This is a genomic window from Pedobacter sp. UYEF25 (genome assembly GCF_054061655.1).
The window spans coordinates 54,772-78,760 of the sequence record NZ_JBSSEL010000014.1 but is presented as its reverse complement, the minus strand read 5'-3'; the positions used below and the strand labels follow the sequence as shown (position 1 = coordinate 78,760).

Annotated in this window: 21 protein-coding genes; 15 read left to right on the top strand and 6 right to left on the bottom strand. The window is 38.7% G+C overall.

Annotation, left to right across the window (positions count from 1 at the left end):
• Positions 1–115: 115 nt before the first annotated feature.
• The 3 genes from ACVWYG_RS13770 to ACVWYG_RS13760 all read left to right on the top strand — a co-directional run bounded on the left by ACVWYG_RS13770 (position 116) and on the right by ACVWYG_RS13760 (position 2,488).
• The gene (locus ACVWYG_RS13770; RefSeq protein WP_457270810.1) at positions 116–1,345 is read left to right on the top strand and encodes an alanine dehydrogenase; all 1,230 of its coding nucleotides are present in this window, start codon (positions 116–118) and stop codon (positions 1,343–1,345) included.
• Positions 1,346–1,401: 56 nt separating this feature from the next.
• Entirely contained in the window at positions 1,402–1,719 is a 318-nt protein-coding gene (locus tag ACVWYG_RS13765; RefSeq protein ID WP_457270809.1) for a hypothetical protein, read from the top strand.
• Positions 1,720–1,801: 82 nt separating this feature from the next.
• Positions 1,802–2,488, top strand: coding sequence for a M15 family metallopeptidase (locus tag ACVWYG_RS13760; protein ID WP_457270808.1), 687 nt, complete (start codon positions 1,802–1,804; stop codon positions 2,486–2,488).
• A gap of 141 nt (positions 2,489–2,629) precedes the next feature.
• On the opposite strand, the gene ACVWYG_RS13755 is transcribed toward ACVWYG_RS13760, so the two are convergent.
• Both ACVWYG_RS13755 and ACVWYG_RS13750 read right to left on the bottom strand, forming a co-directional pair.
• Positions 2,630–3,427, bottom strand: a complete 798-nt coding sequence (locus tag ACVWYG_RS13755) for an alpha/beta hydrolase (protein WP_457270807.1) — start codon at positions 3,425–3,427, stop codon at positions 2,630–2,632.
• A gap of 1 nt (position 3,428) precedes the next feature.
• Positions 3,429–4,754, bottom strand: a complete 1,326-nt coding sequence (locus ACVWYG_RS13750) for a D-alanyl-D-alanine carboxypeptidase/D-alanyl-D-alanine-endopeptidase (RefSeq protein ID WP_457270806.1) — start codon at positions 4,752–4,754, stop codon at positions 3,429–3,431.
• A gap of 47 nt (positions 4,755–4,801) precedes the next feature.
• Between ACVWYG_RS13750 and ACVWYG_RS13745 the strand changes: the two genes are divergently transcribed.
• The 4 genes from ACVWYG_RS13745 to ACVWYG_RS13730 all read left to right on the top strand — a co-directional run bounded on the left by ACVWYG_RS13745 (position 4,802) and on the right by ACVWYG_RS13730 (position 10,147).
• Entirely contained in the window at positions 4,802–6,052 is a 1,251-nt protein-coding gene (locus ACVWYG_RS13745) for an aspartyl protease family protein (RefSeq protein WP_457270805.1), read from the top strand.
• A gap of 101 nt (positions 6,053–6,153) precedes the next feature.
• On the top strand, positions 6,154–8,652 hold the full coding sequence (locus tag ACVWYG_RS13740; protein ID WP_457270804.1) for a zinc-dependent metalloprotease: 2,499 nt from the start codon (positions 6,154–6,156) through the stop codon (positions 8,650–8,652).
• A gap of 274 nt (positions 8,653–8,926) precedes the next feature.
• Entirely contained in the window at positions 8,927–9,850 is a 924-nt protein-coding gene (locus tag ACVWYG_RS13735) for a hypothetical protein (RefSeq protein ID WP_457270803.1), read from the top strand.
• A gap of 105 nt (positions 9,851–9,955) precedes the next feature.
• On the top strand, positions 9,956–10,147 hold the full coding sequence (locus tag ACVWYG_RS13730; protein ID WP_354359232.1) for a cold-shock protein: 192 nt from the start codon (positions 9,956–9,958) through the stop codon (positions 10,145–10,147).
• A gap of 415 nt (positions 10,148–10,562) precedes the next feature.
• On the opposite strand, the gene ACVWYG_RS13725 is transcribed toward ACVWYG_RS13730, so the two are convergent.
• From ACVWYG_RS13725 to ACVWYG_RS13715, 3 genes are read right to left on the bottom strand one after another with little or no spacing between them, the layout of a single operon-like run.
• The gene (locus ACVWYG_RS13725; RefSeq protein ID WP_457270854.1) at positions 10,563–10,994 is read right to left on the bottom strand and encodes a hotdog fold thioesterase; all 432 of its coding nucleotides are present in this window, start codon (positions 10,992–10,994) and stop codon (positions 10,563–10,565) included.
• The gene (locus tag ACVWYG_RS13720; protein WP_457270802.1) at positions 10,984–11,493 is read right to left on the bottom strand and encodes a DinB family protein; all 510 of its coding nucleotides are present in this window, start codon (positions 11,491–11,493) and stop codon (positions 10,984–10,986) included. Before ACVWYG_RS13720 ends, ACVWYG_RS13725 begins: the two co-directional genes overlap by 11 nt.
• Positions 11,474–12,679, bottom strand: coding sequence for a sensor histidine kinase (locus tag ACVWYG_RS13715; protein ID WP_457270801.1), 1,206 nt, complete (start codon positions 12,677–12,679; stop codon positions 11,474–11,476). The genes ACVWYG_RS13720 and ACVWYG_RS13715 overlap by 20 nt, the downstream gene beginning before the upstream one ends.
• Positions 12,680–12,814: 135 nt before the next feature.
• Between ACVWYG_RS13715 and gltX the strand changes: the two genes are divergently transcribed.
• The 8 genes from gltX to ACVWYG_RS13675 all read left to right on the top strand — a co-directional run bounded on the left by gltX (position 12,815) and on the right by ACVWYG_RS13675 (position 22,278).
• Entirely contained in the window at positions 12,815–14,323 is a 1,509-nt protein-coding gene (gltX, locus tag ACVWYG_RS13710; protein WP_457270800.1) for a glutamate--tRNA ligase, read from the top strand.
• Positions 14,324–14,432: 109 nt separating this feature from the next.
• Entirely contained in the window at positions 14,433–15,278 is an 846-nt protein-coding gene (gene ypfJ / locus ACVWYG_RS13705) for a KPN_02809 family neutral zinc metallopeptidase (RefSeq protein ID WP_457270799.1), read from the top strand.
• Between the two features lie 108 nt (positions 15,279–15,386).
• A complete protein-coding gene (locus ACVWYG_RS13700; protein ID WP_457270798.1) occupies positions 15,387–16,523 on the top strand; it encodes a hybrid sensor histidine kinase/response regulator in 1,137 nt (378 codons plus the stop codon).
• 17 nt (positions 16,524–16,540) lie between these two features.
• On the top strand, positions 16,541–20,131 hold the full coding sequence (locus ACVWYG_RS13695; protein WP_457270797.1) for a response regulator: 3,591 nt from the start codon (positions 16,541–16,543) through the stop codon (positions 20,129–20,131).
• A 5-nt stretch (positions 20,132–20,136) separates the two neighbouring features.
• Positions 20,137–20,508 carry a response regulator gene (locus ACVWYG_RS13690; protein WP_457270796.1) on the top strand — a complete coding sequence of 124 codons (372 nt, stop codon included), beginning with the start codon at positions 20,137–20,139 and terminating at the stop codon, positions 20,506–20,508.
• The gene (locus tag ACVWYG_RS13685) at positions 20,509–21,330 is read left to right on the top strand and encodes a CheR family methyltransferase (RefSeq protein ID WP_457270795.1); all 822 of its coding nucleotides are present in this window, start codon (positions 20,509–20,511) and stop codon (positions 21,328–21,330) included.
• Positions 21,315–21,899, top strand: coding sequence for a chemotaxis protein CheB (locus tag ACVWYG_RS13680; protein ID WP_457270794.1), 585 nt, complete (start codon positions 21,315–21,317; stop codon positions 21,897–21,899). The genes ACVWYG_RS13685 and ACVWYG_RS13680 overlap by 16 nt, the downstream gene beginning before the upstream one ends.
• Positions 21,900–21,912: 13 nt before the next feature.
• A complete protein-coding gene (locus tag ACVWYG_RS13675; protein ID WP_457270793.1) occupies positions 21,913–22,278 on the top strand; it encodes a response regulator in 366 nt (121 codons plus the stop codon).
• A gap of 76 nt (positions 22,279–22,354) precedes the next feature.
• Here the strand turns inward: ACVWYG_RS13675 and ACVWYG_RS13670 are convergent, their stop codons facing one another.
• Positions 22,355–23,971, bottom strand: coding sequence for an amidase (locus tag ACVWYG_RS13670; RefSeq protein ID WP_457270792.1), 1,617 nt, complete (start codon positions 23,969–23,971; stop codon positions 22,355–22,357).
• Between the last annotated feature and the right edge of the window lie 18 nt (positions 23,972–23,989).

Sequence of the window (23,989 nt, the reverse complement as noted above, 5' to 3'; positions counted from 1 at the left end):
ATTTTACTTCCTCACCTAAAAAGTTGCGGTTATATAGGCCCCTGGTTTAAAAATTACTCAAAACATTTTCGACACTTTTTTGTAACTTCAACAACCTTAAATAAACAAGCTAACAATGGCTACAGCATTTAGCGCCGGAATGGCCGACATAGCGTTGCAAGGTCTGCGACAAACACAAGAAGCAACGCTAGAAACAAAGGCTCGAAAAAACGATCTTTGCGTTGGCATTCCAAAAGAAATTTCTTTTCAAGAAAATAGAATTGCATTAACGCCTTTATCCGTCGCTCTTTTAGTAAATAACGGACATGAAGTAATTTTAGAAAGCGGTGCAGGTTTGGGAGCTAATTTTTCTGACAGAGAATATGCAGAACAAGGTGCTAAAATTGTGCACGATAAAAAAGAAGTATTTGCATGCGATATTTTGATGAAAATTGCGCCGCCCATGTTGGCCGAAATTGAAATGATGCACAAGGGACAAACGTTAATTTCCTCACTTCAAACCGGAACACTTAAGCAAGAATACCTCAAAGCTTTAATGCATAAAAAAATCAACGCACTTTGTTTCGAGAACATTAGAGACGAAGGAAATGTGCTAAGCGTAGTGCGTGCAATGGGCGAAATTGTGGGATCGACCTCCATTTTGATCGCTGCAGAATACCTAAGCAGCGTAACCGGCGGCAAGGGGTTGATGCTTGGGGGATTTACTGGTGTGCCGCCAACAGAAATAGTCATTTTGGGTGCAGGCACAGTTGGCGAATATGCTGCAAGAACAGCACTTGCGCTCGGTGCCGAGGTTAAGGTTTTCGACAGTTCAATTTATCGTTTGCGGAGGTTACAGAATAACTTAAGCAGCAGCAGAGTTTTTACATCCGTCATGCAGCCCATCGTTTTGCACAAGTCGCTTGTTACCTGCGATGTTGTTATTGGTGCGATTAGAGCAAAACATGGTCGTAGTCCATGCATCGTTATGGAAGAAACCGTTGCCAAAATGAAGCCGAACTCTGTATTGATAGACATCAGCATCGATCAAGGAGGATGTTTTGAAACTTCGGAGGTCACGAATCATACAAGCCCTGTATTTAGAAAACACGAAGTCATTCATTATTGTGTACCAAACGTCGCTTCTCGCGTACCTAGAACGGCGTCTTACGCACTCACCAATATTTTTGCGCCAATTTTACTGGCCATTGGAGAGAGCGGTGGGTTAATGAATATGGTTTGGGAACATCCCGGGATTCGCGAAGCACTATATATTTATCAAGGAAATGTAACCGACAAGGATTTAGCCGATATGTTTGATTTACCCTTTAAAGATTTGGAGTTATTGGTGTTGTCTAATAGGTAGTTTGAGGTAGAGAGGCAGTAGTGGGTTCAATCCAGCAGAAAGCTTTAAAGACTTAAGTGAAAAAAGGCCTCAATCAAAGTGTATTTTTTACAGTACCTTTTTTTTCAGGAAACGTTGTGGCAGATGGAAATCGGTTGCAGCAATCCTTTGCTTCGCTCATACGCCCGCAGGCCTTAACCACAAGGCCGGTATCCGCTTCGCCAAGGCTTATTATACGGAAAGCAACTGAAGGAACTCTAAAAGTGCACAAACGCTCGTTCATTGTTGCTCCCTTAGCGTTGGGAAAGCATTTGGGAAAAAGGTTTTGGATCAAAAAAATGAAGGAAATGCGAGAATCCACGCCAGATCAAAAGGCACATGATTTAGTTACTTAGGAACGGTCTGGTACAATTTTAAAGTCTGCAAATTTGTATTTTAGAAAAATAAAGCTTTCCAAAACTGCATGAACTTAACACGATGAAAAAAATAATAATCTTTCTGTTTCTTGCTACACTTTCCTGTAATCTTTATGCACAAGAAGACAATAATCCGTCGGAAAACCTAAAGATTGTAGATTCCTATTTTGCATACCTATCTGCCGCTATAGAAAACCACCAGAACGAACTTGTAGAAATAAAGAAAGAAATACCATCCATCGTACTGGATATTAGATACGCAACAAAGAACAATTTTATGAGACAGGTGATGTATCAGCAAGCAAGAGCATTTGCCCGCCGACCTGTAGTAGATGCGCTTAAAAGGATTCAAACTATTTTGAAACCTCGAGGTTTGGGCTTAAAGATTTACGATGGCTACAGGCCATATTCAGTGACTGTGGATTTTTATAGAAAAGCAAGCGATAAAAACTTTGTAGCAAATCCTACCAAAGGTTCTAAACATAACCGTGGCTGTGCGATAGACTGTACTTTGATCGATCTAAAAACAGGCAAAGAGTTGGAAATGCCAACGCCTTATGACAGCTTTTCTAACGCTGCCGCAGCAAACTATGAAGATGTTTCGTCGAAAGCTAAAGAAAATAGAGCACTTTTAATATCGATTATGGGCAAGAATCAGATGAATGTTTTGAGCAATGAATGGTGGCATTTCGATTTTATAAACTGGCGTAATTTCGACTTGATGGATATTCCTTTCGAGAAATTGTAGCCTGTAGGAAACGTTGTATAATGCTATTTCGATTAACTTATTTGCCACAAGATTAGCCTTTCTTAATTCATAACTATACTTCTTCAAGTCTCATACGCAGCATAGATTTTAGTGCGCGTTGGTTTTCTAAGTCTTTGCTGCTCATTCCTCCTCAACGATCCTCTTAAAAAAAGCAAATTGCTGTTTAATGGATTTTCGCCAATAGTCTGTATTGTGCGTTCCAGGTTGCGTGGTGTAAGTAGCGTTTATTTTTAAGCTGTCGCATTTTTTCTTCAGATTGTTGTTGGCGTGGTAAAAGAAGTCGCTGTTTCCGCAGTCAAAAATAATTTGCTTTTTGCTTCCTTGCAGTTTGTCAATGTTGCCAATAACAGAATATTTTAACCAAATGTCACTATCCTTACTTGGTTTGCCCAATAAATCTGGCACCCCAAATTGGCCAATTGGATCAGTTAAATCTACGCCTCCGCTTGTGCTGCCTGCACTTCTAAATAACTCTTGGTGCTTTAAAAAAAGATATAAAGCACCGTGGCCGCCCATACTTAATCCAGTAATAAAGACATTGGCAGTATCTACCGGGAAATCAGTTTTTATTTTTGGCAGAAGTTCCTCAAAGAAAAAGCTTTCATACTGAGAATTTTTTTTTGCAGGACTATTGATGTACCAACTACTAAACAAACCATCTGGGCAAACCAAAATATAGCCAAAATCATCGGCATACTTCTGCGCGTCCATAATGCCATCCCACTGTTTGTAATTTCCGCTATAGCCGTGTAGTAAAACAACTGTTGGCAAAACTTTATTCTTCGGTATTTTATGAGGCATAAAAACCCAAACAGTATCGGTACGAGGCAGATTTTTAGAGTTAAAGATTAGTTGTTTTTGAGCAGAAGCCGAAAGATAAATGAAGCAACAAATAAGTAGGACGGTGGAATATTTCATATTAAAAGTTATTGTGAATTAAAGTAATGGTTTTTACTATTTCAGCACGAATGGCGCTGGTAGGCTCAATAAAATTATTGTTCATAAAGGAAAACAGATAAGTCTTACCCTTTTTGGTAACAACATATCCGCTTTGATTGTGTACGCCAGTAAGTGTGCCGGTCTTTCCGAACACAAAGGGGACGTCAGTTTTTGGATAGGCATTTTTTAACGTGCCCGTTTTGCCCCCAGCGGGCAACATGTCAAATAATTTTTTTTGGTTATTTACTTCATCATAAATGAGTTCTAAAACCTTAATCACATCTCTCGGCGTAAACAAATTCATGCGGGAGAGCCCGCTACCGTCCACCCAATTTGGCTTGTCTGGTAAGCTTTTCATATAGGTATTTACTGCATAATCTATTGCTTTCTTGGTTTCCAGGGTATCACTTATTTCATTGCTACATAACAATAGCAATTGTTCTGCAATAAAGTTATCGCTAGGCAATAGCATCGCGGTAAGCACAGCATCCCTATCAGCACCAATAATCGTTTTCGCATCTCTTGGCATCGGTGTATCAACCACTCCAATAAATTTATGCAATGTATCGCTAAGTAAATTGAGCGTAGTTTGGGTGCTTATCAAATAGGGAATGCGTTCTTTATAGTTGGTTGAGGGCACCGAATTGCTATAATGAAATTCATTACTCAATAGATTTCTTTTAATAGAAAAATTACTGTTGTTAGCGCTGTCTTTGATGAAGCAGCTGTAAAAAATTTTTGGGGAAAGCGTAAAAGTTCCGCGCTCATTCCCCGTTACTTGTAACGTATTATCCATAATCGGTAGTTCGTTAATTTCTGCCTGATAATAGTCGTTGTAATCGTCCCAAGCCCAACCTGCGCCCAGCTTATTTCCACGATATCTGCCAGGTGAGAAAAACAGCTTTTTCTCGCTTGCCTTTAAAAACTTAAGCGCGCTTTGATCCTTTATTTCTGTTTGGAGGAAAGATGGATCTCCAGTTCCCCAAAAAATCAAGGAGTCGTTTCTTTCTTCGTACCTTAAAGCGGCAATATTTTGAGGCAGCATTTTCAACGCCGCATAAAATGTAAATAGTTTTGTATTAGAAGCGGGGACAAAATATTTGTTCGCATCTTTTTCGAAAATCATTTTTTTGCCTTGTAAATCGTAAAGGGCGAAACCGTAGGTGCTGTTTCTTAGAACAGCAGCGCTTTTAAATTCCTTTGAAATCTTATTTGAGATCGTTTTACGTATCCCACAGCTAGTTCCAAGAAAAATAATTAGACAAAGAATGCATGAGGACAATTTTTTATGCGGTTTCGGCGACATCTTTTACCATTCGTTAATATCTGAACTAAATTGCTAAATTTAATTTAATGTTGGCCAAATACAAAACTATTGTAATTAAAACCATTCAAAATGGATTTTTTTGTCTCTGCACTTTGGTGTTTTTTTCCAAGGTTGTCGCTGCGCAAGATTTCCTACTTCCGCAAAACAGAAAACGTCAGTCAATCTCATTTAAAAGCGTTAAAAACCTTATTGTCTTGCCCGTAATTGTAAACGGAAAAGGCCCTTATGATTTTATTTTGGATACGGGGGTGGGTCCAATGATTATCACAGACCCTATAATTCTGGGAGATATGGATTTTAACGTCCTTAAAAAAGTTATGGTTTCTGGATTAGGTGCAGATACGGTAATGGCATATGTATCTCAAACCATTAATGCACAGATCGGACGCGCTAAGATATCCGGCATCCCGACTGCTGTGTTAAAAGACGATCTTTTTAATTTATCAGGCTATTTGGGTAGAAAAATTTATGGCATTATAGGCTTTTCATTGTTTGACAGTTTTGTTGTAGACATTAGGTATAGTCAAAGTCGACTAATTATCTACAGCGACGATGCAAAAATAAAATTCCGTGGCGAACGGTTTCCGCTTGAGATTTATAATCAACGACCCTACATCATGGCGCAAATTGCTGTATCGAATGGTGTCCAGGTTGCCGCAAAATTTTTGATCGATACCGGCGCAAGTCACGCATTATCGATGGAAACGTTGGATAATGGCAGTTTTCCAATGCCCGAAAAAAAAATACCTGCCAATTTGGGGATGAGCCTAAGTGGCAGAATTAAGGGCTATGTCGGTAGAATTAATATCGTCAACTTTGGTGGGCATACGTTCAAAAATGTGGTTGCAGGTTTTCCAAATTATAAGGCCATCATCGCAAAAATTGCAGACAGCAAACGCAATGGTAATCTTGGTGCCGAACTGTTAAGAAGATTTGATCTCCAGTTTGATTATGCAAATAATGCTGTTTATTTGAAACTTAACAACTACGCCACAAAGCCTTTCGATTATGACATGGTTGGCGCAGTTTTGTATCTAGATCAAGATAAATTTAAGCGTTATTTAATAGCAGAAGTAGATGAGGATTCGCCAGCAGATCGGGCCGGCCTTTTGTCTGGCGACGAAGTTTTAAGTATCAATCTAACAGACATAAGTCGATATTCGTTAGATGAACTTACAGAAATGTTCAAATCTGGCACGAAAAAAACAATTATTTTTGAAATTGCCAGGGGCGGAAGGGTAATTTTTCGTTTCGTTACGCCCGAAAATCGAATATGATTTTTTCTAAGCAGTAATTTTATAGTTACAAGTTTCAAAAACGTCAACATTCTTATATCTTTATTTTTTAGACCAAAAAAAATAACTACTTACTTATTTTTATGAAATTCGATTTTAAAATTTTAGCGGCTGCGGCATTGGCGCTTTCTATAACTAGCTGCAAGACCATTTTTCCTCACAAAAAACCAACGGCCAAACTAGGAGCTGCGGCCACGGCAACTCCACCAAAAAAGCAAGAAGAAATAAAGCCTTACAAAGAGGTGGTCACCGATAAAGCGAAAACCCTCAACGGAATGTTTAAAACCCACAAGGTGGATGACAAATGGTATTTCGAAATTCCGGATAGCTTATTGAATAGAGATATGTTGGTGGTAACACGGTTGTCAAAAGCACCTGCAGGCATAAAGGTCGGAAACCAACAATACGGTGGCGAAGAACTGAATGATCAAGTTTGGAATTGGGAACGTAATGGAAAGAAAATCTTTATTCGTGTGCCTAGTTTTTCCGTACGCGCAGATTCTACTAGCGATATGTATCAATCTGTTAAAAACTCCAACTTGTCACAAATCTTGGCCAGTTTTGATATTAAAGCATACAATAAAGATACAACTGGCGTACTAATAGACGTAACAGATTTCTACAATGGAGATGTAATGGCAATTGGTGCAACAGACGACTTAAGAAAGGCTTATAAGATTCAATCTTATGATGCTGGCCGTTCTTACATCGATACCATCAAAACATTTCCAATCAATATGGAGGTTAGAACAGAAAAAACCTATAAAGCACAAGATTCGCCAACTGATGCGAGCAATGCCGCGGTGACCTTTGAGTTTAACACTTCTATGATGTTGTTGCCAAAAACACCGGTAAAAGCTCGACTAATGGATAAGAGAGTTGGCTATTTTGGGCAATCTCAAACGGATTATGGAACAGATGCACAAAAGGCGGAGCGCACGGCCTATATCCACCGATGGAATTTAGTACCTAAAGATACCGCCGCTTATTTACGTGGCGAACTGGTAGAGCCAGTAAAACCCATCGTTATTTATATTGATCCGGCAACGCCGAAAAAATGGGTTCCCTATTTAATTGCAGGTATAAATGATTGGCAGGTAGCTTTCCAAGCTGCAGGATTTAAAAATGCAATTATGGGTAAAGCTGCACCAACTAAAGCAGAAGATCCTGAATTTAGTGTCGATGATTCTCGTTATTCTGTATTGAGGTATTTTGCCTCAGACATTGCAAATGCATACGGGCCACACATTAGCGATCCACGCACTGGGCAAATTTTAGAGACCCATATTGGCTGGTACCACAACGTAATGGACTTATTGCGCAACTGGTACTTTGTACAAACCGCTGCGGTAAATCCAGAAGCGCGTAAAGCACAATTTACCGATAAAGAAATGGGCGAACTTATAAGATTTGTGTCGTCGCATGAGATTGGTCATACTCTTGGATTGCCGCATAATTTTGGATCAAGCTACGCTTATCCAGTGGACTCATTGCGTTCTAAAACCTTTACTGATAAACACGGAACGGCTCCATCTATAATGGATTATGCGCGCTTCAATTACATCGCCCAACCTGGCGATGGTGTTACAAAATTACATCCCGAAATAGGAGAATATGATAAATGGGCGATTAAATGGGGTTATACTTGGTTTCCAGGCAATAAATCGCCGCAACAAGAAAGAGATATCTTGGATAAATGGACTTTAAAGAACGCTGGCAATCCACTTTATTTTTACGGCAGACAGGGCACAAGTTTAGATCCGCGCTTGCAAAGTGAAGATTTGGGAGATAATGCCATGAAAGCAAGTGCTTATGGCATCGCAAATTTGAAACGCATCTTGCCTAATGTAGAAAAATGGACTTACAGACAAGGAAAAGACTATAGCGATTTAAAAGAGGTATATAATGAAGTGGTTAATCAATTTAACCGCTACATGGGGCACGTGGCAACCAACGTAGGTGGCTTAAGTGAAAATTTTAAAAACTACGAACAAAGTGGGCCAGTGTATTCCTACCTGCCTAAAGCGACACAAGAAGATGCGGTATCGTTTTTTAATAAAAATCTTTTTGTCACTCCACTTTGGTTGATCAATACCGAAGAATTGGGAAAATTTGACAATGGTACGCTTTTAAATAAGATCAAATCCGTGCAAACCAATACATTGGGCTCATTGCTCTCTCCCACTCGGATTGCGCGTTTGTTAGATAATCAAATTAAAAATGGCACAACAAAAGCCTACACACTTACAGATATGTTTGTCGACTTAAGGTCTTCTGTCTTCTCTTCTGCAAGACCTGATGATTTTAAAAGAAATTTACAAAGGGCATATGTAGAAGATTTAGGCAACTTGATGACAAAAGATCTTGATCTTCTGGGAAGCTTATCTGCCGATGCTGCGGCTGGTTATGGATATACTCCAATTAATGTTGGCCTTTCTGACATAAGACCAATAGTGAGAATGGAATTAAATAATTTGTTGATTGCCACAAGATCAAGGGCAAATGGCGGTGATTCTATTTCTAAAGCACATTACGATGATTTAAGCATCAGAATTAAAGACATTCTGAATCCTAAAAAGTAGTAAAAGTAATTTTATTCATAACGGGATAATCCTTTAAAGGTTATCCCGTTTTGTTTTACAAAGCCGCTATGTAAAAGATTATTGAGAAAATAAACTTGGATACCATCCATCAGACGATAAAAAATTTGGACAGAATGAGTAAAAGAAGCTGATAAATGTATTATTGGTAAAAAGCGATTAGGGATTAACAGGCTTTAAATTGCATAATGCAAGTCTTACATATCGGTTTCAAAACAAAATTTTATTGTTTATTTTGCACCATATAAAAACCCCTATGTTTCGCTATTGTCTGTTTTTTTTATTTTTATCATTTTTATTTGCAGCTTGTAATAATACAAAAACCAATGATGCTTCTCTTAGGGAATTTACTTTTGCGCCGGTAAAGGGCATTCGTTATACAGAAGTTAAGCGGAGATTTAGCTCGGGGCTATCGTTTAATCCAGAGGGATTTATGCAAAAGCCATCGTGGATTATTGAAGTAGCCGCAGAAGATACCATGTTGGCTTGGAGCCCGCAAAAGCAAATGATGCAGCGTTTTTACATGCAGTATGATCACGGAAATGTATATAATTTTGCTGCGGAATTTTTTAAAGTGCAACATGTGAGCAAAGATAGCTTGGTTTTTAGAAGGGTGGAGGTAGACGGCAGAAATATTGTAAAAGGTATGGCTTCTGATGTGAACATGACTTTTTATGCTCAAGATTACATCAAAAGTAAGCTTAAAACATCTGCAGAGATACTTCAAAGACCTAGTATCGGCGATACTGCATTTATAAGCGATAGGGCGAAAATGATAAATAAAAATGTCGATAGCGCTTTTGCGGCAACAGATCCAGTTATAATTACCGCAAAAAACAACACGGTCAGTGCTAAGAAAATAACTACGGTAGATCCGTTGGTAAAACGAACCGAAGCATACGATTATATGTTTCCACAATATGAAATTAAGATAGACAAAGCGTATAAAGACTTTTATTTTTTCTGCCGAGCAATAGTAGATGTAACGGGTCGTATACATATTAAGGATGTTTTGGGGGTATTGCCGGAAAATGCCGAGAATAAGAAAAAGGTAGTACAAGCCATTGCAGATATTTATATATATAGTTTTTTTACCGTGCAGCCGGGAACTACATTGGGCATACCACACAACACGGAGATTACCTTGGGAATTACAGGAAAAGCTTATAAAAAGCCCTAACAGTCTGTTGGTTAACTTTCAAAGGGCTGTTAAAAAATGTTAAATGTTTTTTTGTTTTAATGATTTTATCTCCTATATTGCCAGCTCAATCTAATACTAAATACAATGCAAGAGGGTACAGTAAAATTTTTCAATGTAACAAAAGGTTTTGGTTTCATCGTTCCATCTAACGGCGACGCAGAAATTTTTGTTCATTCTACGGGTTTAATTGATGAGATCCGTGAAAACGACAAAGTGCAATATGAAGTTGCCAACGGAAAAAAAGGCTTAAATGCTGTTAATGTGAAAGTAATTTAATTTATTATCATATTTAAAAGACAGCCTGCAAAGTTAATTTGCAGGCTTTTTTGTTGATAAAGATTTTAATTCAGGCAACAATTTTATCGAATCTATTCGGTTAAATATGGTTCGCGTGTCTTACTTAAATACCTGTTGTTAAAGATGGAATATATGTGTGTTTTATCTAAATATTTTGTTCAGCACTAACCTTTTTAGTTGATAAGACCATTTGTTTAAAGTGGGTACAGTCGAAAAACGTAAAGGTTATTTAAGCAATATGGCGCATAAGCGCGAAATTCTAATTTTGAAGTCCTTACTAATTTGGGCGCTTTTTTTCCGCTTCCACTTGATCTTTCTTTGGTAAAAAACAATGGAATGATTGCCGTTCCAATGGGCAGCGTTAGCAAGGCGCTTAAACAATGTAGTAACAAATTTAAAATCGCTGGCCGAAATTTTTTATAATAGCAACCGTTAATCGGCTGATGCAGCTCATTTTACCTCGGTCATTGTAAATTCTAATGTCCCAAATGTGAGTTTTTGCGCCGATATGTACTTTAGTGCAAACGCCCCTCACCAATCCGCTTTTTACAGGACGCAAGTGGTTTGCATTGACTTCTAAACCAACTGGAACATATTTCTCTGGATCTATACACATAAAAGAAGCTACGCTGCCAAGTGATTCTGCCAAAACCACCGAAGCGCCTCCGTGTAGAATGCCCGCAGGCTGATGGTTTCGCTGATCTACAGGCATGGTAGCAACTAAAAAATCAACCCCAATCTCAGTAAATACAATATCTAATAAGCCCCCAATGTGATTTTTTGGTTTTCCGTTCAATTCTTCTACCGAGAAATCTTTAAACCACATCATAACGTTCGTTTAAAATTTGTATGTGATGCTCAACATGCCCTGCAATTACAAATAGCAAAGCTCTAACTGTTATTGCTCTATCAGAAGCAATTCCTTTTCTATCTAATTCCCCCTCTTTTAGCGATTCAAAAAGATACAAGTTTGCTTTTCGTAAAGCTGCAAATTCTTCTGCAAGTTTTATGTAACTTCTATTTACAAAATGAGCTTCTGTTACATACGCATTTTCGTCAAAACCAACTAACGGTTGTTGCTCATTTCTTGCGAAACACGTAAGCCGATAAGTTAATATGCGCTCGGTATCTATCAAATGCCCAAGCAGTTCTTTCACCGTCCATTTTCCGTCTGCGTAAGCGAAATTTTCTTTGTCTTGGTTGTTTAATAATAAGGTTGGTAGCTCAGTAATTTGGCCTGTTAGTGCGTCAAAAACATCATTTTTTATTTTGCTGATGTAAGTTTCGCCCCAAGCTGGGTATTCGTTAGGTTGTGGTCGGTTCATAAGTTAAGCTGCTTTTTAAGATAATTCTAAACGTTGTTCCTTTTCCAATTTCAGAATCTTTTACAAAAATTTCTCCACTATGGTAATTTTCGACGATGCGTTTGGTAAGCGAAAGTCCAAGTCCCCAACCTCTTTTTCTAGTGGTAAATCCAGGCTGAAAAACGGCATCGAATTTGGATCTGGGTATGCCGCGACCGCTATCGGTAACATCTATAAAAACTTGTTCCTTTGCTAGATTTTCTATTATATTTACAGAAATGGTGCCTGCATTATCTATCGCATTCGCCGCATTTTTTAGCAAGTTTTCTGTCACCCAGTCGAATAAGGGCACATTGAGCAAAGCCCTAACTTGTTCATCTCCAGTGATAGAAAACTTCACTTTATCGGAGGTGCGTACTTTAAAATATTCTATGAAATTATGTACTACGGTAAAAACCACATGGTCTTCTAACATCGGTTTTGAGCCAATTTTTGAAAACCGATCGGTAATAATCTCCAATCGCCTGATGTCATTCTCCATCTCAGCAATTAACGGATCGTCTTCTGCGTCAAACTTAGATTTCATTAATTCTACCCAAGCCATTAAAGAAGAGATAGGTGTACCCAATTGATGAGCGGTTTCTTTTGCCAAACCAACCCAAACCTGGTCCTGTTCATCTTTTCTTGCTGAGCTAAATGCTGTATATGCAGTTAATAGAAACAAAAAAATGACACCCATTTGAATGTATGGGAAAAACCTCAATTGTGTTAAAATAAAGGAGTCTTTGTAATATGCATTTAAGTTATCCCCTAAAATAGTAATGGTTACAGGTGGATGTTGTCTCTTCATCATCGCCAATTGGCGTACAAAATACAGACTATCGTAAGTAAGTTTTGTGTTGTCCGCATACATCGTTTTTGTGCTGTCCAACCCGGTTGAAGAAGTAATTCTCCCTGTACTGTCCGTTAAAATAACGGGCATCTTCATGTTTTCTCGAACAGCATCCATGATGCCGGTATAATTGTCGTTATCCATCAAAAACATAGAGCGTTCTGTAACTTTCAGCCAAAGCTGAAATTGAGTTGCTTCTTCGCGCTCCATTTTTTTCACGAATGAATCGGTGTAAAAAATGGACGCAATGCCAATTAAGATTGCAAAAATGAGGAGGAAAAACTTCCAGCGTCGTTTTTTCTGGTATGGATTCATGCTTACGAAGGCAAAGTACAATAAGAAAACGAAAAAAACATAAAAAACATATCTTTGTAGCACCTGCCCGTTTGGTAGGGCGATTAACTTTCGACGAACCAAATGTATGGGATCGAAAGCGCAACATTCCCAATTATGGAAAAAGAAGTAAGGGTGAGATTTGCCCCAAGTCCAACGGGCGGCCTACATTTGGGAGGTGTCCGTACCGCATTGTTTAACTATCTATTTGCCAAAAAACACAACGGAAAATTTATTTTAAGAATAGAAGATACCGATCAAAATAGATTTGTAGATGGTGCAGAGGAGTATATTATTGATTGTTTAAACTGGTGCGGAATAATGCCCGATGAAAGTCCGGGCAATCCGGGCGCTTTTGGACCTTATCGCCAAAGCGAACGTAAAGCTTCTTATAAAGTATTTGCTGAACAGTTGGTAACTGAGGGGCATGCGTATTATGCTTTTGATACACCCGAAGAATTAGAAGAGCAAAGAAAAGAGATTCCTAATTTTCAATATGGCCAGGCAACACGCATGCACCTGCGCAATTCGCTTACGTTAAACCACGAAGATATGCTTTCGCTTTTAGAAAGGAATACCCCTCATGTCATTAGAATAAAAATTCCGGAGGGAGAAAATGTTTCTTTTAAAGATTTGATAAGAGGAGATGTGACTTTCGAAACAAGTGGAATTGATGACAAAGTTTTGTTAAAGGCGGATGGGATGCCTACTTATCATTTGGCGGTAGTGGTAGATGACAAAGCGATGGAAATTTCTCATGCGTTTAGAGGAGAAGAATGGCTTCCATCTGCGCCTGTACATATGCTACTTTGGAAATATTTAGGCTGGGAAAATGCTATGCCGCAGTGGGCACACTTACCACTTATTTTAAAGCCAGATGGAAATGGAAAGCTTAGTAAGCGTGATGGCGATAGACTTGGTTTCCCGGTGTACGCCATGAACTGGACCGATCCCAAAACAGAAATTGTAACAACAGGATTTAAGGAGCTGGGCTTTTTGCCGGGTGCTTTCGTAAATATGTTGGCTATGTTAGGTTGGAATGACGGAACTGAGCAGGAAATATTTGACTTGAATGAACTCGAAGAAAAATTCTCTTTAGAGCGAATAAGCAAAGCGGGAGCTAAGTTCGATTTTGAAAAAGCCAAATGGTTTAATCATGAATGGATTAAAATTACACCTGCAGCCGAGTTGTGTAGGATGGTAAAGGTAGAACTGCAGAAAGCGAACATTGAAGTGGAAAGCGACAATTATCTTATTCAAGTTTTGGAGATGATTAAAGACCGATGCTTTCTATTGCCCGATTTTATTGCTCAGTCTGCTTATTTTTTCCGATTGCCGAAAACGTATGATGATGCAGCAGTAAAAGCTAAGTGGACACCTGAAAAGTCTGCTTTTTTTGAAGCTTATGCCGATCATGTTGATTTAACCAATGCAGAAGTCGCAGAAAATTTATTTAAATCGTTGGCCGAAAAACAAGGTTTTAAGCCCGGAGAATTGATGCTTCCTTTTAGGATAATGCTTGTTGGAGAGAAATTTGGACCTGGTGTTTTCGATATAGCGACTGCACTTGGGGTAGAGAAAACACAATTGCGAATAGAAAAAGCGTTGGAAGTCTTTAATGCCTAATACCGAACTACAAGCGAAGTAAGCGCGTTTTTTTAAGGGATGTTTCGCTAAATTTTAATGGGTTTAAAAGTTTTTATTTTATCTTCGACAAACGATAATTATATTAACCATGCAGATATTTGGAAAAGGCAGCAACAATATAGAGGACAGCCGAGGAAGTAGCGGCGGCGGAGGTGGAAAAACCATTCTCGGCGGAGGCATTGGACTTCTGGTTGTTGTTGTTGGGCTCTTCTTTGGGAAAGATTTTACTGGGTTGGTCTCGCAAACCTCAAATTCAGAAAATGTAAAAGTGTCCAAAGGTCTTCCAACGGATTCTGCAGGCAATCAAATGGGACTAATACTGCGATCTACAGAACAAGTTTGGACAGCCGAATTCTCAAAAATGGGGAAAACCTATGAAGAGCCCACTTTGCGGTTATTTACAGATGCCGTGCAAACCGGTTGCGGCAACGCAAGTGCAGGAGTTGGTCCTTTTTATTGCCCCGCAGATCAAAAGGTTTACATCGATCTAACTTTTTACGACGAGTTGGCGAATAAATTTGGCGCAGCTGGTGATTTTGCGCAAGCGTATGTAATTGCTCATGAAATTGGCCATCATGTGCAAAACTTGCTGGGCACCTCAGAAAAAATGGATCGTGCACGTGGTCAGTTAAGTGAAGAAGAGTACAACAAACTATCAGTAAAATTAGAATTGCAGGCAGATTTTTTTGCTGGTGTTTGGGCACATGATGCTAAAAATTTAAATGACTTTAAATTAGATCCTGGCGATATTGAGGAAGCGCTAAATGCCGCTAATTCGATAGGAGATGATAGGTTACAAAAGCAAGCAACCGGCGAAGTCCATCCAGATTCGTTTACGCATGGAACTTCTAAACAGCGTATGTACTGGTTTAAAAAAGGATATGAAACTGGCGACGTAAGTCAAGGCGATACCTTTAACGATAAGTTCTTATAAAAAAAATAAAAAACATTTGCTCAACGTGCAATGTTAATCCTAGCATTTTGCGTTGTTAGCTTCAAAATTTGTTAGATTGCTACTCAACATTTACATCCAACAAAAAGAATGATTTTATTAGTTGATGATTTGCCGGAAAATTTAATTTCGTTGCAAAGAGTGCTTCAAGCCCATAATTTCGAAGTTGATACAGCCTCATCTGGCGAAGAAGCCTTGAAGAAAGTTTTGAAGCAGAGCTATGTATTAATTATTTTGGACGTACAAATGCCAGAAATGGATGGTTTTGAAGTTGCAGAAGCCATTTCTGGATTTAGCAAATCTAAAGACACTGCGATCATTTTTCTTTCAGCGGCGAACACAGAGCCCCAATTTATAACAAAGGGTTATCACAGCGGCGGCTTAGATTACATCACTAAACCTGTAGATGTTAGCATTTTACTACTAAAAATAAAGACTTTCTACCGTATCTATGAGCAAAATAGAAAGCTTAATGAAATGCAAGCACGATTGTTGGCTGAGATAGAAACTAGAAAAGAAGCAGAGCATAAAAAAGACGAATTTATCAGCATTGCTAGTCATGAGTTAAAAACTCCTTTAACAAGCGTTAAGGGCTACATTCAGCTGCTGCAACGCAGTTTAAATAAAGGCGACACCAGCACTGCAATTAGTCACTTGAATAAGGCAAACACCCAGCTCCAAAAGCTTAACGAACTTATTGTAGATCTGTTAGATATATCTAAAATAGAGAGCGGTAAACTTAAGTTTAACATGCAGTATTTTCCTGCAAATAATGTGGTAGACAATGCTATAGAAATGATGCAAAGCGCTTATCCTAACTTCACCATTCACAAAATTGGAGATTGTGATGAATTGGTTTATGGAGATGAAGGGCGGTTGGAGCAAGTCGTTATCAACTTTATAACCAATGGAATTAAATATGCGCCGAATACAGATCAAATTAACGTTTCAATAGGCATACTTGATGGTCGTCTGCGGATTTCAGTGAAAGATTATGGCATTGGAATTCCTGAAGAGGAGCAGCCCTACATCTTCGAAAAGTTTTACAGAGTGGAAGAAAATAGTGCACATTTTAATGGCCTGGGAATAGGCTTGTACATCTGTTCTACTGTTGTAGAAAGGCATCAGGGAACAATCGGGGTGCACAGCTCTCCAAGTCGGGGTTCCGAGTTTTATTTTGATATTCCTGTCGACATCAAAGATGTTAATCAAACAAACTTCGATTAAAATATTCTGATAAATTAATGAAGACAACGTTAAAAAACAATCTGCGTCTAGGCCTCGGACTTTCACTTATTATTCTTTTTATAAGTTCTCTGGCCTCTTACATCAGCATCAGCAATCTGATAAAAAGTACCGATATGGTAAAAGGGAGCGACGAGGTTATTTTGGATATCCAACATGCACTCTCTAAAATGATAGATGCAGAAACAGGACAGCGTGGCTATCTTCTAAACGGAAATAAGGTGTTTTTAGAGCCTTTTCTTGGTGCAAGAGATAGCATAAACTCAATTTTAGCGAAGGTAGCGAATGACACTAGAGAGAACCCTGTTCAGCGAAATTATGTTGGCGCAATTAAAACGGTTTTTAACAAACGATTTGATGTGCTCCAAAGTGCGATTGATTTAAAAGCTTCTGGAAAACAAATAGACGAATCCATTCTGCTGCGGGGTAAGTCGTATATGGATGATGGGAGAAAATTAGTGGCTAAGATGAGCGCAGAGGAGCGGCGACTACTCGGTGAAAGGACTCAAGAGTTAAATAAATTAACTACTTATACGCCCGTGTTAATCGTTATAGCTTCTATTTTAGCCATCATCATAACCTTGTTTTTCTACCGCAAAGTGTCGGTCGATTTTGACGACAGAGTTAGACTTCAGCGAGAAATCGAGGGCCAGAAATCAGAAATTGAAAATAGACTTATTGCCATTAAAGATATCGCTTATCGGATATCAAAAGGTGATTATGACATGCGGTTGGACAACCAGACACAAGATGACATTGGCGAGCTTTCCGGATCTCTAAACAATATGGCTAAGGCGCTTAAACACTCATTTAATACTTTAACAGAGAAGGAATGGATGCAGGCGGGGGTGGCGGGTTTAAACGTCAGGATGGTTGGAGAAAAAAATATATTTGAACTTTCTGAAGATATTATTCATTTTTTAGCCACTTACGTAAACGCCCAAATTGGTGTTTTATACATGTTCAAAGGTGATGGTCTTTTACATTTAAAGGGACAATATGCAACTTTATCTAAAAATCTTCAACAAACCTTGGAGTTGGGAGAAGGTTTGTTAGGGCAAGCGGTAAAAACGGGCGAAGTTATTTTGGTAAAAGACGTTCCCCAAAATGACTTCACGATCAGCTATTCTACAGGAACCATTCGGCCTGTTGAGATTATCGTTATTCCGATTATTAGGAATGAAATTTCAGTTGGAGGCATTCAACTCGGTACCACTGGTTCTTTTACTTCAGTAGAAATAGAACTTCTTAAATCTGTGATGTCTGATGTTGGAACAGCACTTATTGGCGCCCAAAACAGACAGCAATTGCAATCGCTACTAGAAGAAACCCAAGCACAAACAGAGGAATTGCAAGTTCAGCACGGCGAATTGGAAGGAATGAATGCTGAGTTAGAAGCGCAAACACAAAAACTTCAAGCCTCAGAAGAAGAATTAAAAGTACAACAAGAAGAGTTGTTACAGGCCAATCAAGAATTAGAAGAACGTTCGAGCTTATTGGAAGAACGGAATGAAATGATTAATGAGCGAAATTTAGATATTCAACAAAAAGCCGAGGCTTTACAGTTAAGTGTAAAGTATAAATCTGAGTTCATGGCAAATATGTCTCACGAGTTGCGGACGCCATTAAATTCTATCCTTCTGCTATCCAGGTTAATGTCAGAGAGTGAGGAAATGGACAAAGAACATCAAGAATTCGCTTCCGTAATTCAAAGCTCAGGTCAAGGACTTTTAAGTTTGATAGATGAGATTCTGGATCTGTCGAAAATAGAAGCTGGGAAAATGGAGCTGGATAGGTCAGACATCGCAACAGAAGAAATAATTGCCACCATGCGTGGTTTGTTTAAGCCTGTGGCTAACGAGAAGAAATTGGACTTTACTATAGAAGCGCATCCAGAATTTCCGACCATCTTCAATAGCGATAGAATGCGACTGGAGCAGATTTTAAAAAATCTACTTTCTAATGCGGTTAAGTTCACATCCAACGGATCAGTTAAGCTCAAACTAGAAAAAAACAATGCATTAAACGCAATTGTATTTACGGTGTCTGATACCGGATTGGGCATTCCTCAAGACAAACAAGGTTTAATTTTCGAGGCCTTCCAACAAGCAGATGGCTCTACAAGAAGAAGATTTGGAGGTACAGGTCTCGGCCTTTCTATTAGTAGAGAACTTGCTAGGCTTTTGGGCGGGTATATATCACTCGATAGCGAAGAAGAAAAGGGCAGCAATTTTAGCTTAACTATACCAATTGCCGACCATGTTATTTTAGAAAAAGGTGAACTAAAGCCAGAGCAGGTTGAAAAAGACGCTATTAAATCGGTGGTTAAGCATTTAACAACAATGGCGATTCCGCAAGACGTAGACGACGACAGAGACAACATTACCGCCGACGATAAAGTTATATTAATTGTTGAAGACGATACTGGTTTTGCAAAAACTTTGTTAAAATTTGCACGAGATAAAGATTATAAAGGTTTGGTTGCCGTTCGTGGTGATGTAGGAATAGAACTTGCACAAACTTTTTTGCCGCAGGCAATACTTTTGGATATTCAACTTCCCATAAAAGATGGATGGCAGGTAATGGAAGAACTAAAAGCTGACCCGAGAACGCGTCCCATACCTGTACACATCATGTCGTCTTTACACGTAAGAAAAGAAAGTTTACAAAAGGGCGCAGTAGAGTTTATTAACAAGCCTTTTGCTTTTGAGCACATGCAAGAAATGTTTAGCAAGCTGGAAGATGCGCTAAGCGGTAAGACCAAAAAGGTATTAATTGTAGAAGAGAACGAGCAACACGCAAAAGCATTGAGCTATTATTTAAGCAACTTTAACATTCAGACAGAATTGGTTAGGGATGTAGAGGAGAGTGTTAAAGTGCTCGCTAAGCCAGATGTTAATTGTGTTATTTTAGACATGGGTGTGCCAGATAGACTTGCTTACGAAACACTTGAGGTGATTAAAAAAAATCCAGGTTTGGAGAATTTACCCATCATCATATTCACGGGCAAGAATCTATCAAAGGGAGAGGAGAAAAGAATTAAACAATACGCAGATTCTATAGTAGTTAAAACCGCACATTCTTATCAAAGAATATTAGATGAAGCAGGTCTTTTTCTCCATTTGGTGGAAGAAAGAGGAAATGAAAAAATAATTCGTTCGAAGCGTTTTGGCGAACTACAGGATGTACTGGCTGGTAAAACGGTTTTGATTGCAGATGACGATGTTAGAAATATTTTTTCAATATCTAAAATACTCGAGCAACATAAAATGCATGTTTTAACTGCAACTGATGGCAAGGAAGCGCTTAAAATTTTAGACGAAAACATAAGCAAAGTAGACGTTGTGTTGATGGACATGATGATGCCGGAAATGGATGGGTATGAAACCACCAAGAAAATAAGAGAGGATGTGAGGTATAAAAACCTGCCTATTTTGGCCGTTACCGCAAAAGCAATGATGGGCGACAGAGAAAAGTGCATTGCCGCAGGCGCTTCAGATTACATAAGTAAACCTGTAGACATGGATCAACTCAGCTCGCTATTGCGGGTTTGGTTATATGAAAATCGTCCAAATATTAAACGTTCTTAAAAAGTATGCCTAATAAATTTATTCTGATAATTGATGATGACCCAAGAAACATTTTTGCACTAAAAGCTGTTCTTCAAGCAAAGGGGTTTTTGTGTTTTTCTGCAATAAGTGCAAAAGAAGGTTTTTCTTGCATTGCGAAAAATCCTGAGATAAAGTTAGTATTAATGGATATGATGATGCCTGAGATGGATGGATACGAGGCAATTGCATTTATGAAAAGAAATGTAGAAATGCAGCATTTGCCTGTTGTAGCCATCACCGCACAAGCAATGGTTGGCGATAAAGAACATTGCTTACTGGCAGGTGCTTCTGGTTATTTATCTAAACCCGTTAATGTAGATGATTTGTTGATAGAGATTAAGAAATATCTAATTTAGGTGGTTACGGAAGATGGCATCGATAATGAACAGGTAAAAACATTGTTAGATGATGTGTTAGAGAATTATGGATATGATTTTTCTGGCTATTCTCACGCATCAATAAAGAGACGAATTGGACGGCTCTATTCTCTAGATAACTTTGTAAGTTTTGCCGAGTTTAGATATGCTATAAAATCTGATAAGGCTTATTTTAAAAGATTTTTAGAAGAGATAACAGTAAACGTTACCGAGATGTTCCGTGATCCATCATTCTATAAATCGCTGAGAGAGGATGTCTTACCCAATCTTGGTACCTATCCATTCATTAGAATTTGGGTAGCGGGTTGCTCCACCGGCGAAGAAGCTTATTCTCTTGCTATCATTTTAAACGAATTAGGTTTGTTAAGTAAATCTATCATATACGCAACAGATATCAATCCTGCTGTATTAGAAAGCGCCAAGGCAGCTATTTTTCCGCTTAATTATATAAAGTTGTATTCAGAAAACTATAGGGAAGCTGGTGGTCAATGCGATTTCTCTAGTTATTATACTGCGAACTATTCCCTCGCTAAATTTGACCAGATATTGGGGGAGAAGATGATCTTTTCCACACACAATTTGGTTTCAGATCATTCGTTTAACGAATTTCAACTTATTCTTTGTAGAAATGTGCTGATCTATTTCGATAAAGATCTCCAGCATATCGTATTTAATTTGTTCGATAATAGCTTAGAAAAATTAGGCTATCTTGCTTTGGGAAGTAAGGAAAGTTTAGATTTTTGGGAAAATAGAAAACAGTTTAGTAGAATTAATAAGGAAAAAATATGGCGCAAACTGTAGATACAATATGTTGTAAAGCTATGGTTATTGGCGGCTCTGCGGGAAGTTTAAATGTTTTACTAGAAGTACTACCGTTGCTAAAAGTCGATATCGATTTTCCTATTTTGATAGTGGTGCATAGGAAGTCTGGAAATGAATCTATGCTGGTAAAGCTCTTGCAAAGCCGCACGCTTCTGTCAGTTAGGGAAGTAGAAGAAAAAAGCTTTGTAAGAGAAGGTATTATTTATCTAGCTCCGGCAAATTACCATGTGTTAATAGAGGAGGATAAAAGCTTTTCATTAGATTATTCTGAAAAGGTAAATTATTCCCGGCCGTCTATAGATGTTGCTTTTCAAGCTACAGCAGAAATCTACAAAGAAAATTTGGTTTGTATCTTGCTTTCGGGGTCAAACGCTGATGGAACGGAAGGATTAAAAAGAGTTGCTCAATTAGGCGGCACTGTAGTGATACAGAATCCAAAAACTGCTATTATGCCTTATATGCCAGAGGTTGCCATTAGTTCTTTAAAAAAGAGTTTAGTAATAGATGCAGATAAGATGGCTGATTTTATAAATCATTTAAATAGATAATTTTAAAGACATTATGCAAAGTAAAAAGAGAGTCTTAGTTTTTGATGATGACAAAGATATTTTAGAGATTTGTACGTACATCTTAGAAGAGGCGGGCTACGAGATAAAAACGTCAGAAAATGCAAGGAACATAGAAGATCAGGTAGGGTCTTTTATGCCAGATCTAATCTTTATGGACAATTGGTTGCCAGACTTAGGCGGCATTAATGCAACCCGAACGTTAAAGAACAATCCTGCTTTAAAAAACATTCCAGTAATCTATTTCTCCGCAAACACCGATATTGAAAAGTTGGCTGATCAGGCTGGCGCAGATAGTTATCTTGCAAAACCATTTGACATTACAGATTTAGAAGAAATAGTAAAAAATCATTTGAAGTAGCTATCAAATCAGTCAATGAATTTCCTCAACCTAAAACAAGGTTTAGGATTTATTTTTTTACTTGCTGATCAAAAAATTATCCCATCACAACCTCTACAAATTTTGGTATTTTTCTTTTTTTGGTTGCCTGTTCATAAGCGTAAGCTAGGGTTAAAATTCCGGGTTCGTCATACGCAGTGCCCACAAATGATAGCCCTATGGGCAAATTGTTAACATTGCCCATAGGGACCGTTATGTGTGGATATCCAGCCATAGCTGCGGGCGGGCAAAAATAGAATCCCGTATCGTAATCACCATTTATCAAATCTATGCAACCAGGTAAACCGATGCTAGTGCCGCACAAGGCATCCAAGTGATTTTTTTGCAACATGTCATCTATTATTTTTCTTGCGCTAGTGGAAAGAGCCAACGCATCTTTATAATCTTGATCAGTAAGCGGGCCTTTTTGCTCACAGCTTTCCAGCAACTCTTGTTTAAAGAAAGGCATTGCTTTCGCAGCGTTCTTTTTGTTCCACTCGATTACTTCTGCAAGTGTTTTTACAGGAGCATTGGCAGTGGCGAGATAGTTATTTACGCCATCTTTAAATTCATATTTTAGTACAGTCAATTCAGCATCCCCCAATTTATTGGTTTCTTTTAGCAGTTCGATTTCTACTATGGTTGCGCCTTGTTTTTTTAGTACTTCAATTGCTTCATTTAATAAACCGACAACGCCCTCATGCCCTTTTAAAAATGATTTTTCAATTCCTATTTTTTTTCCTTTTAATCCATTTTTAACCAGATATTTTGTATAGTCTTTTTGCGCTTTGCCGTTGCTATTGGCCGTTACGGAGTCTGCGGCGTCTATTCCGGCTAAAACGCCCAATAATATTGCAGCATCTTTTACCGTTCTGGCCATTGGGCCAGCAGTATCTTGCGTGGCGGATATAGGAATAATGCCATGGCGGCTTAATAAGCCAACAGTAGGTTTTATCCCCACAATCCCGCAGAAAGAGGAAGGCGCTATTACAGAACCATCTGTTTCTGTACCGATAGCTACGGAGCATAAGTTGGCTGCAACAGCTGCCCCCGAGCCTGAGCTCGAGCCACAAGCACTTCGATCTAACACGTTTGGATTTTTAGTTTGACCTCCTCTGCTGCTCCAGCCACTACATGCTCTCGTCGATCTAAAGTTTGCCCATTCACTTAGATTGGTTTTCCCCAATAGTACTGCGCCTGAGGCTCGAAGTTGACTGATGATAAAAGCATCTTTTCCGGCTTTGTTGCCCACCAGTGCAAGTGCACCAGCAGTGGTCATCATGCCGTCGCCCGTGTTTATATTGTCTTTTATAAGCACAGGAACGCCATGCATCGGCCCTCTTAATTTTCCAGATTTTCTTTCTTTATCCATCGCTTCTGCAATCATCAGGGCATCTGGATTTAGCTCGATTACTGCATTTATAGACGGGCCGTGCTTATCGATGGCTTTTATTCGGTCAAGGTACAGTTGCGTAATGGCTCTTGATGACAACTTACCGCTAGCCATTTGTTCCTGAAGTTCATCTATTGTAATTTCATCTAACTCGAAATCGTCAGAAAAGAATTTTTGCGGTAATAAAACATTATTGTTTTTCTCGCCGAATGCAAACGCCCCTATTGAGGCTAGTGAAAGTCCTGCAATTGAACCACTTTTGATAAAATTCCTTCTTTCCATATTTTTGATTTTAAACCA

Coding starts and splice junctions, on each gene's coding strand:
- ACVWYG_RS13770 (WP_457270810.1), top strand. CDS start 116: ATGGCTACAGCATTTAGCGCCGGAATGGCCGACATAGCGTTGCAAGGT.
- ACVWYG_RS13760 (WP_457270808.1), top strand. CDS start 1,802: ATGAAAAAAATAATAATCTTTCTGTTTCTTGCTACACTTTCCTGTAAT.
- ACVWYG_RS13755 (WP_457270807.1), bottom strand. CDS start 3,427: ATGAAATATTCCACCGTCCTACTTATTTGTTGCTTCATTTATCTTTCG.
- ACVWYG_RS13750 (WP_457270806.1), bottom strand. CDS start 4,754: ATGTCGCCGAAACCGCATAAAAAATTGTCCTCATGCATTCTTTGTCTA.
- ACVWYG_RS13745 (WP_457270805.1), top strand. CDS start 4,802: ATGTTGGCCAAATACAAAACTATTGTAATTAAAACCATTCAAAATGGA.
- ACVWYG_RS13740 (WP_457270804.1), top strand. CDS start 6,154: ATGAAATTCGATTTTAAAATTTTAGCGGCTGCGGCATTGGCGCTTTCT.
- ACVWYG_RS13735 (WP_457270803.1), top strand. CDS start 8,927: ATGTTTCGCTATTGTCTGTTTTTTTTATTTTTATCATTTTTATTTGCA.
- ACVWYG_RS13730 (WP_354359232.1), top strand. CDS start 9,956: ATGCAAGAGGGTACAGTAAAATTTTTCAATGTAACAAAAGGTTTTGGT.
- ACVWYG_RS13725 (WP_457270854.1), bottom strand. CDS start 10,994: ATGTGGTTTAAAGATTTCTCGGTAGAAGAATTGAACGGAAAACCAAAA.
- ACVWYG_RS13720 (WP_457270802.1), bottom strand. CDS start 11,493: ATGAACCGACCACAACCTAACGAATACCCAGCTTGGGGCGAAACTTAC.
- ACVWYG_RS13715 (WP_457270801.1), bottom strand. CDS start 12,679: ATGAATCCATACCAGAAAAAACGACGCTGGAAGTTTTTCCTCCTCATT.
- gltX (WP_457270800.1), top strand. CDS start 12,815: ATGGAAAAAGAAGTAAGGGTGAGATTTGCCCCAAGTCCAACGGGCGGC.
- ypfJ (WP_457270799.1), top strand. CDS start 14,433: ATGCAGATATTTGGAAAAGGCAGCAACAATATAGAGGACAGCCGAGGA.
- ACVWYG_RS13700 (WP_457270798.1), top strand. CDS start 15,387: ATGATTTTATTAGTTGATGATTTGCCGGAAAATTTAATTTCGTTGCAA.
- ACVWYG_RS13695 (WP_457270797.1), top strand. CDS start 16,541: ATGAAGACAACGTTAAAAAACAATCTGCGTCTAGGCCTCGGACTTTCA.
- ACVWYG_RS13690 (WP_457270796.1), top strand. CDS start 20,137: ATGCCTAATAAATTTATTCTGATAATTGATGATGACCCAAGAAACATT.
- ACVWYG_RS13680 (WP_457270794.1), top strand. CDS start 21,315: ATGGCGCAAACTGTAGATACAATATGTTGTAAAGCTATGGTTATTGGC.
- ACVWYG_RS13675 (WP_457270793.1), top strand. CDS start 21,913: ATGCAAAGTAAAAAGAGAGTCTTAGTTTTTGATGATGACAAAGATATT.
- ACVWYG_RS13670 (WP_457270792.1), bottom strand. CDS start 23,971: ATGGAAAGAAGGAATTTTATCAAAAGTGGTTCAATTGCAGGACTTTCA.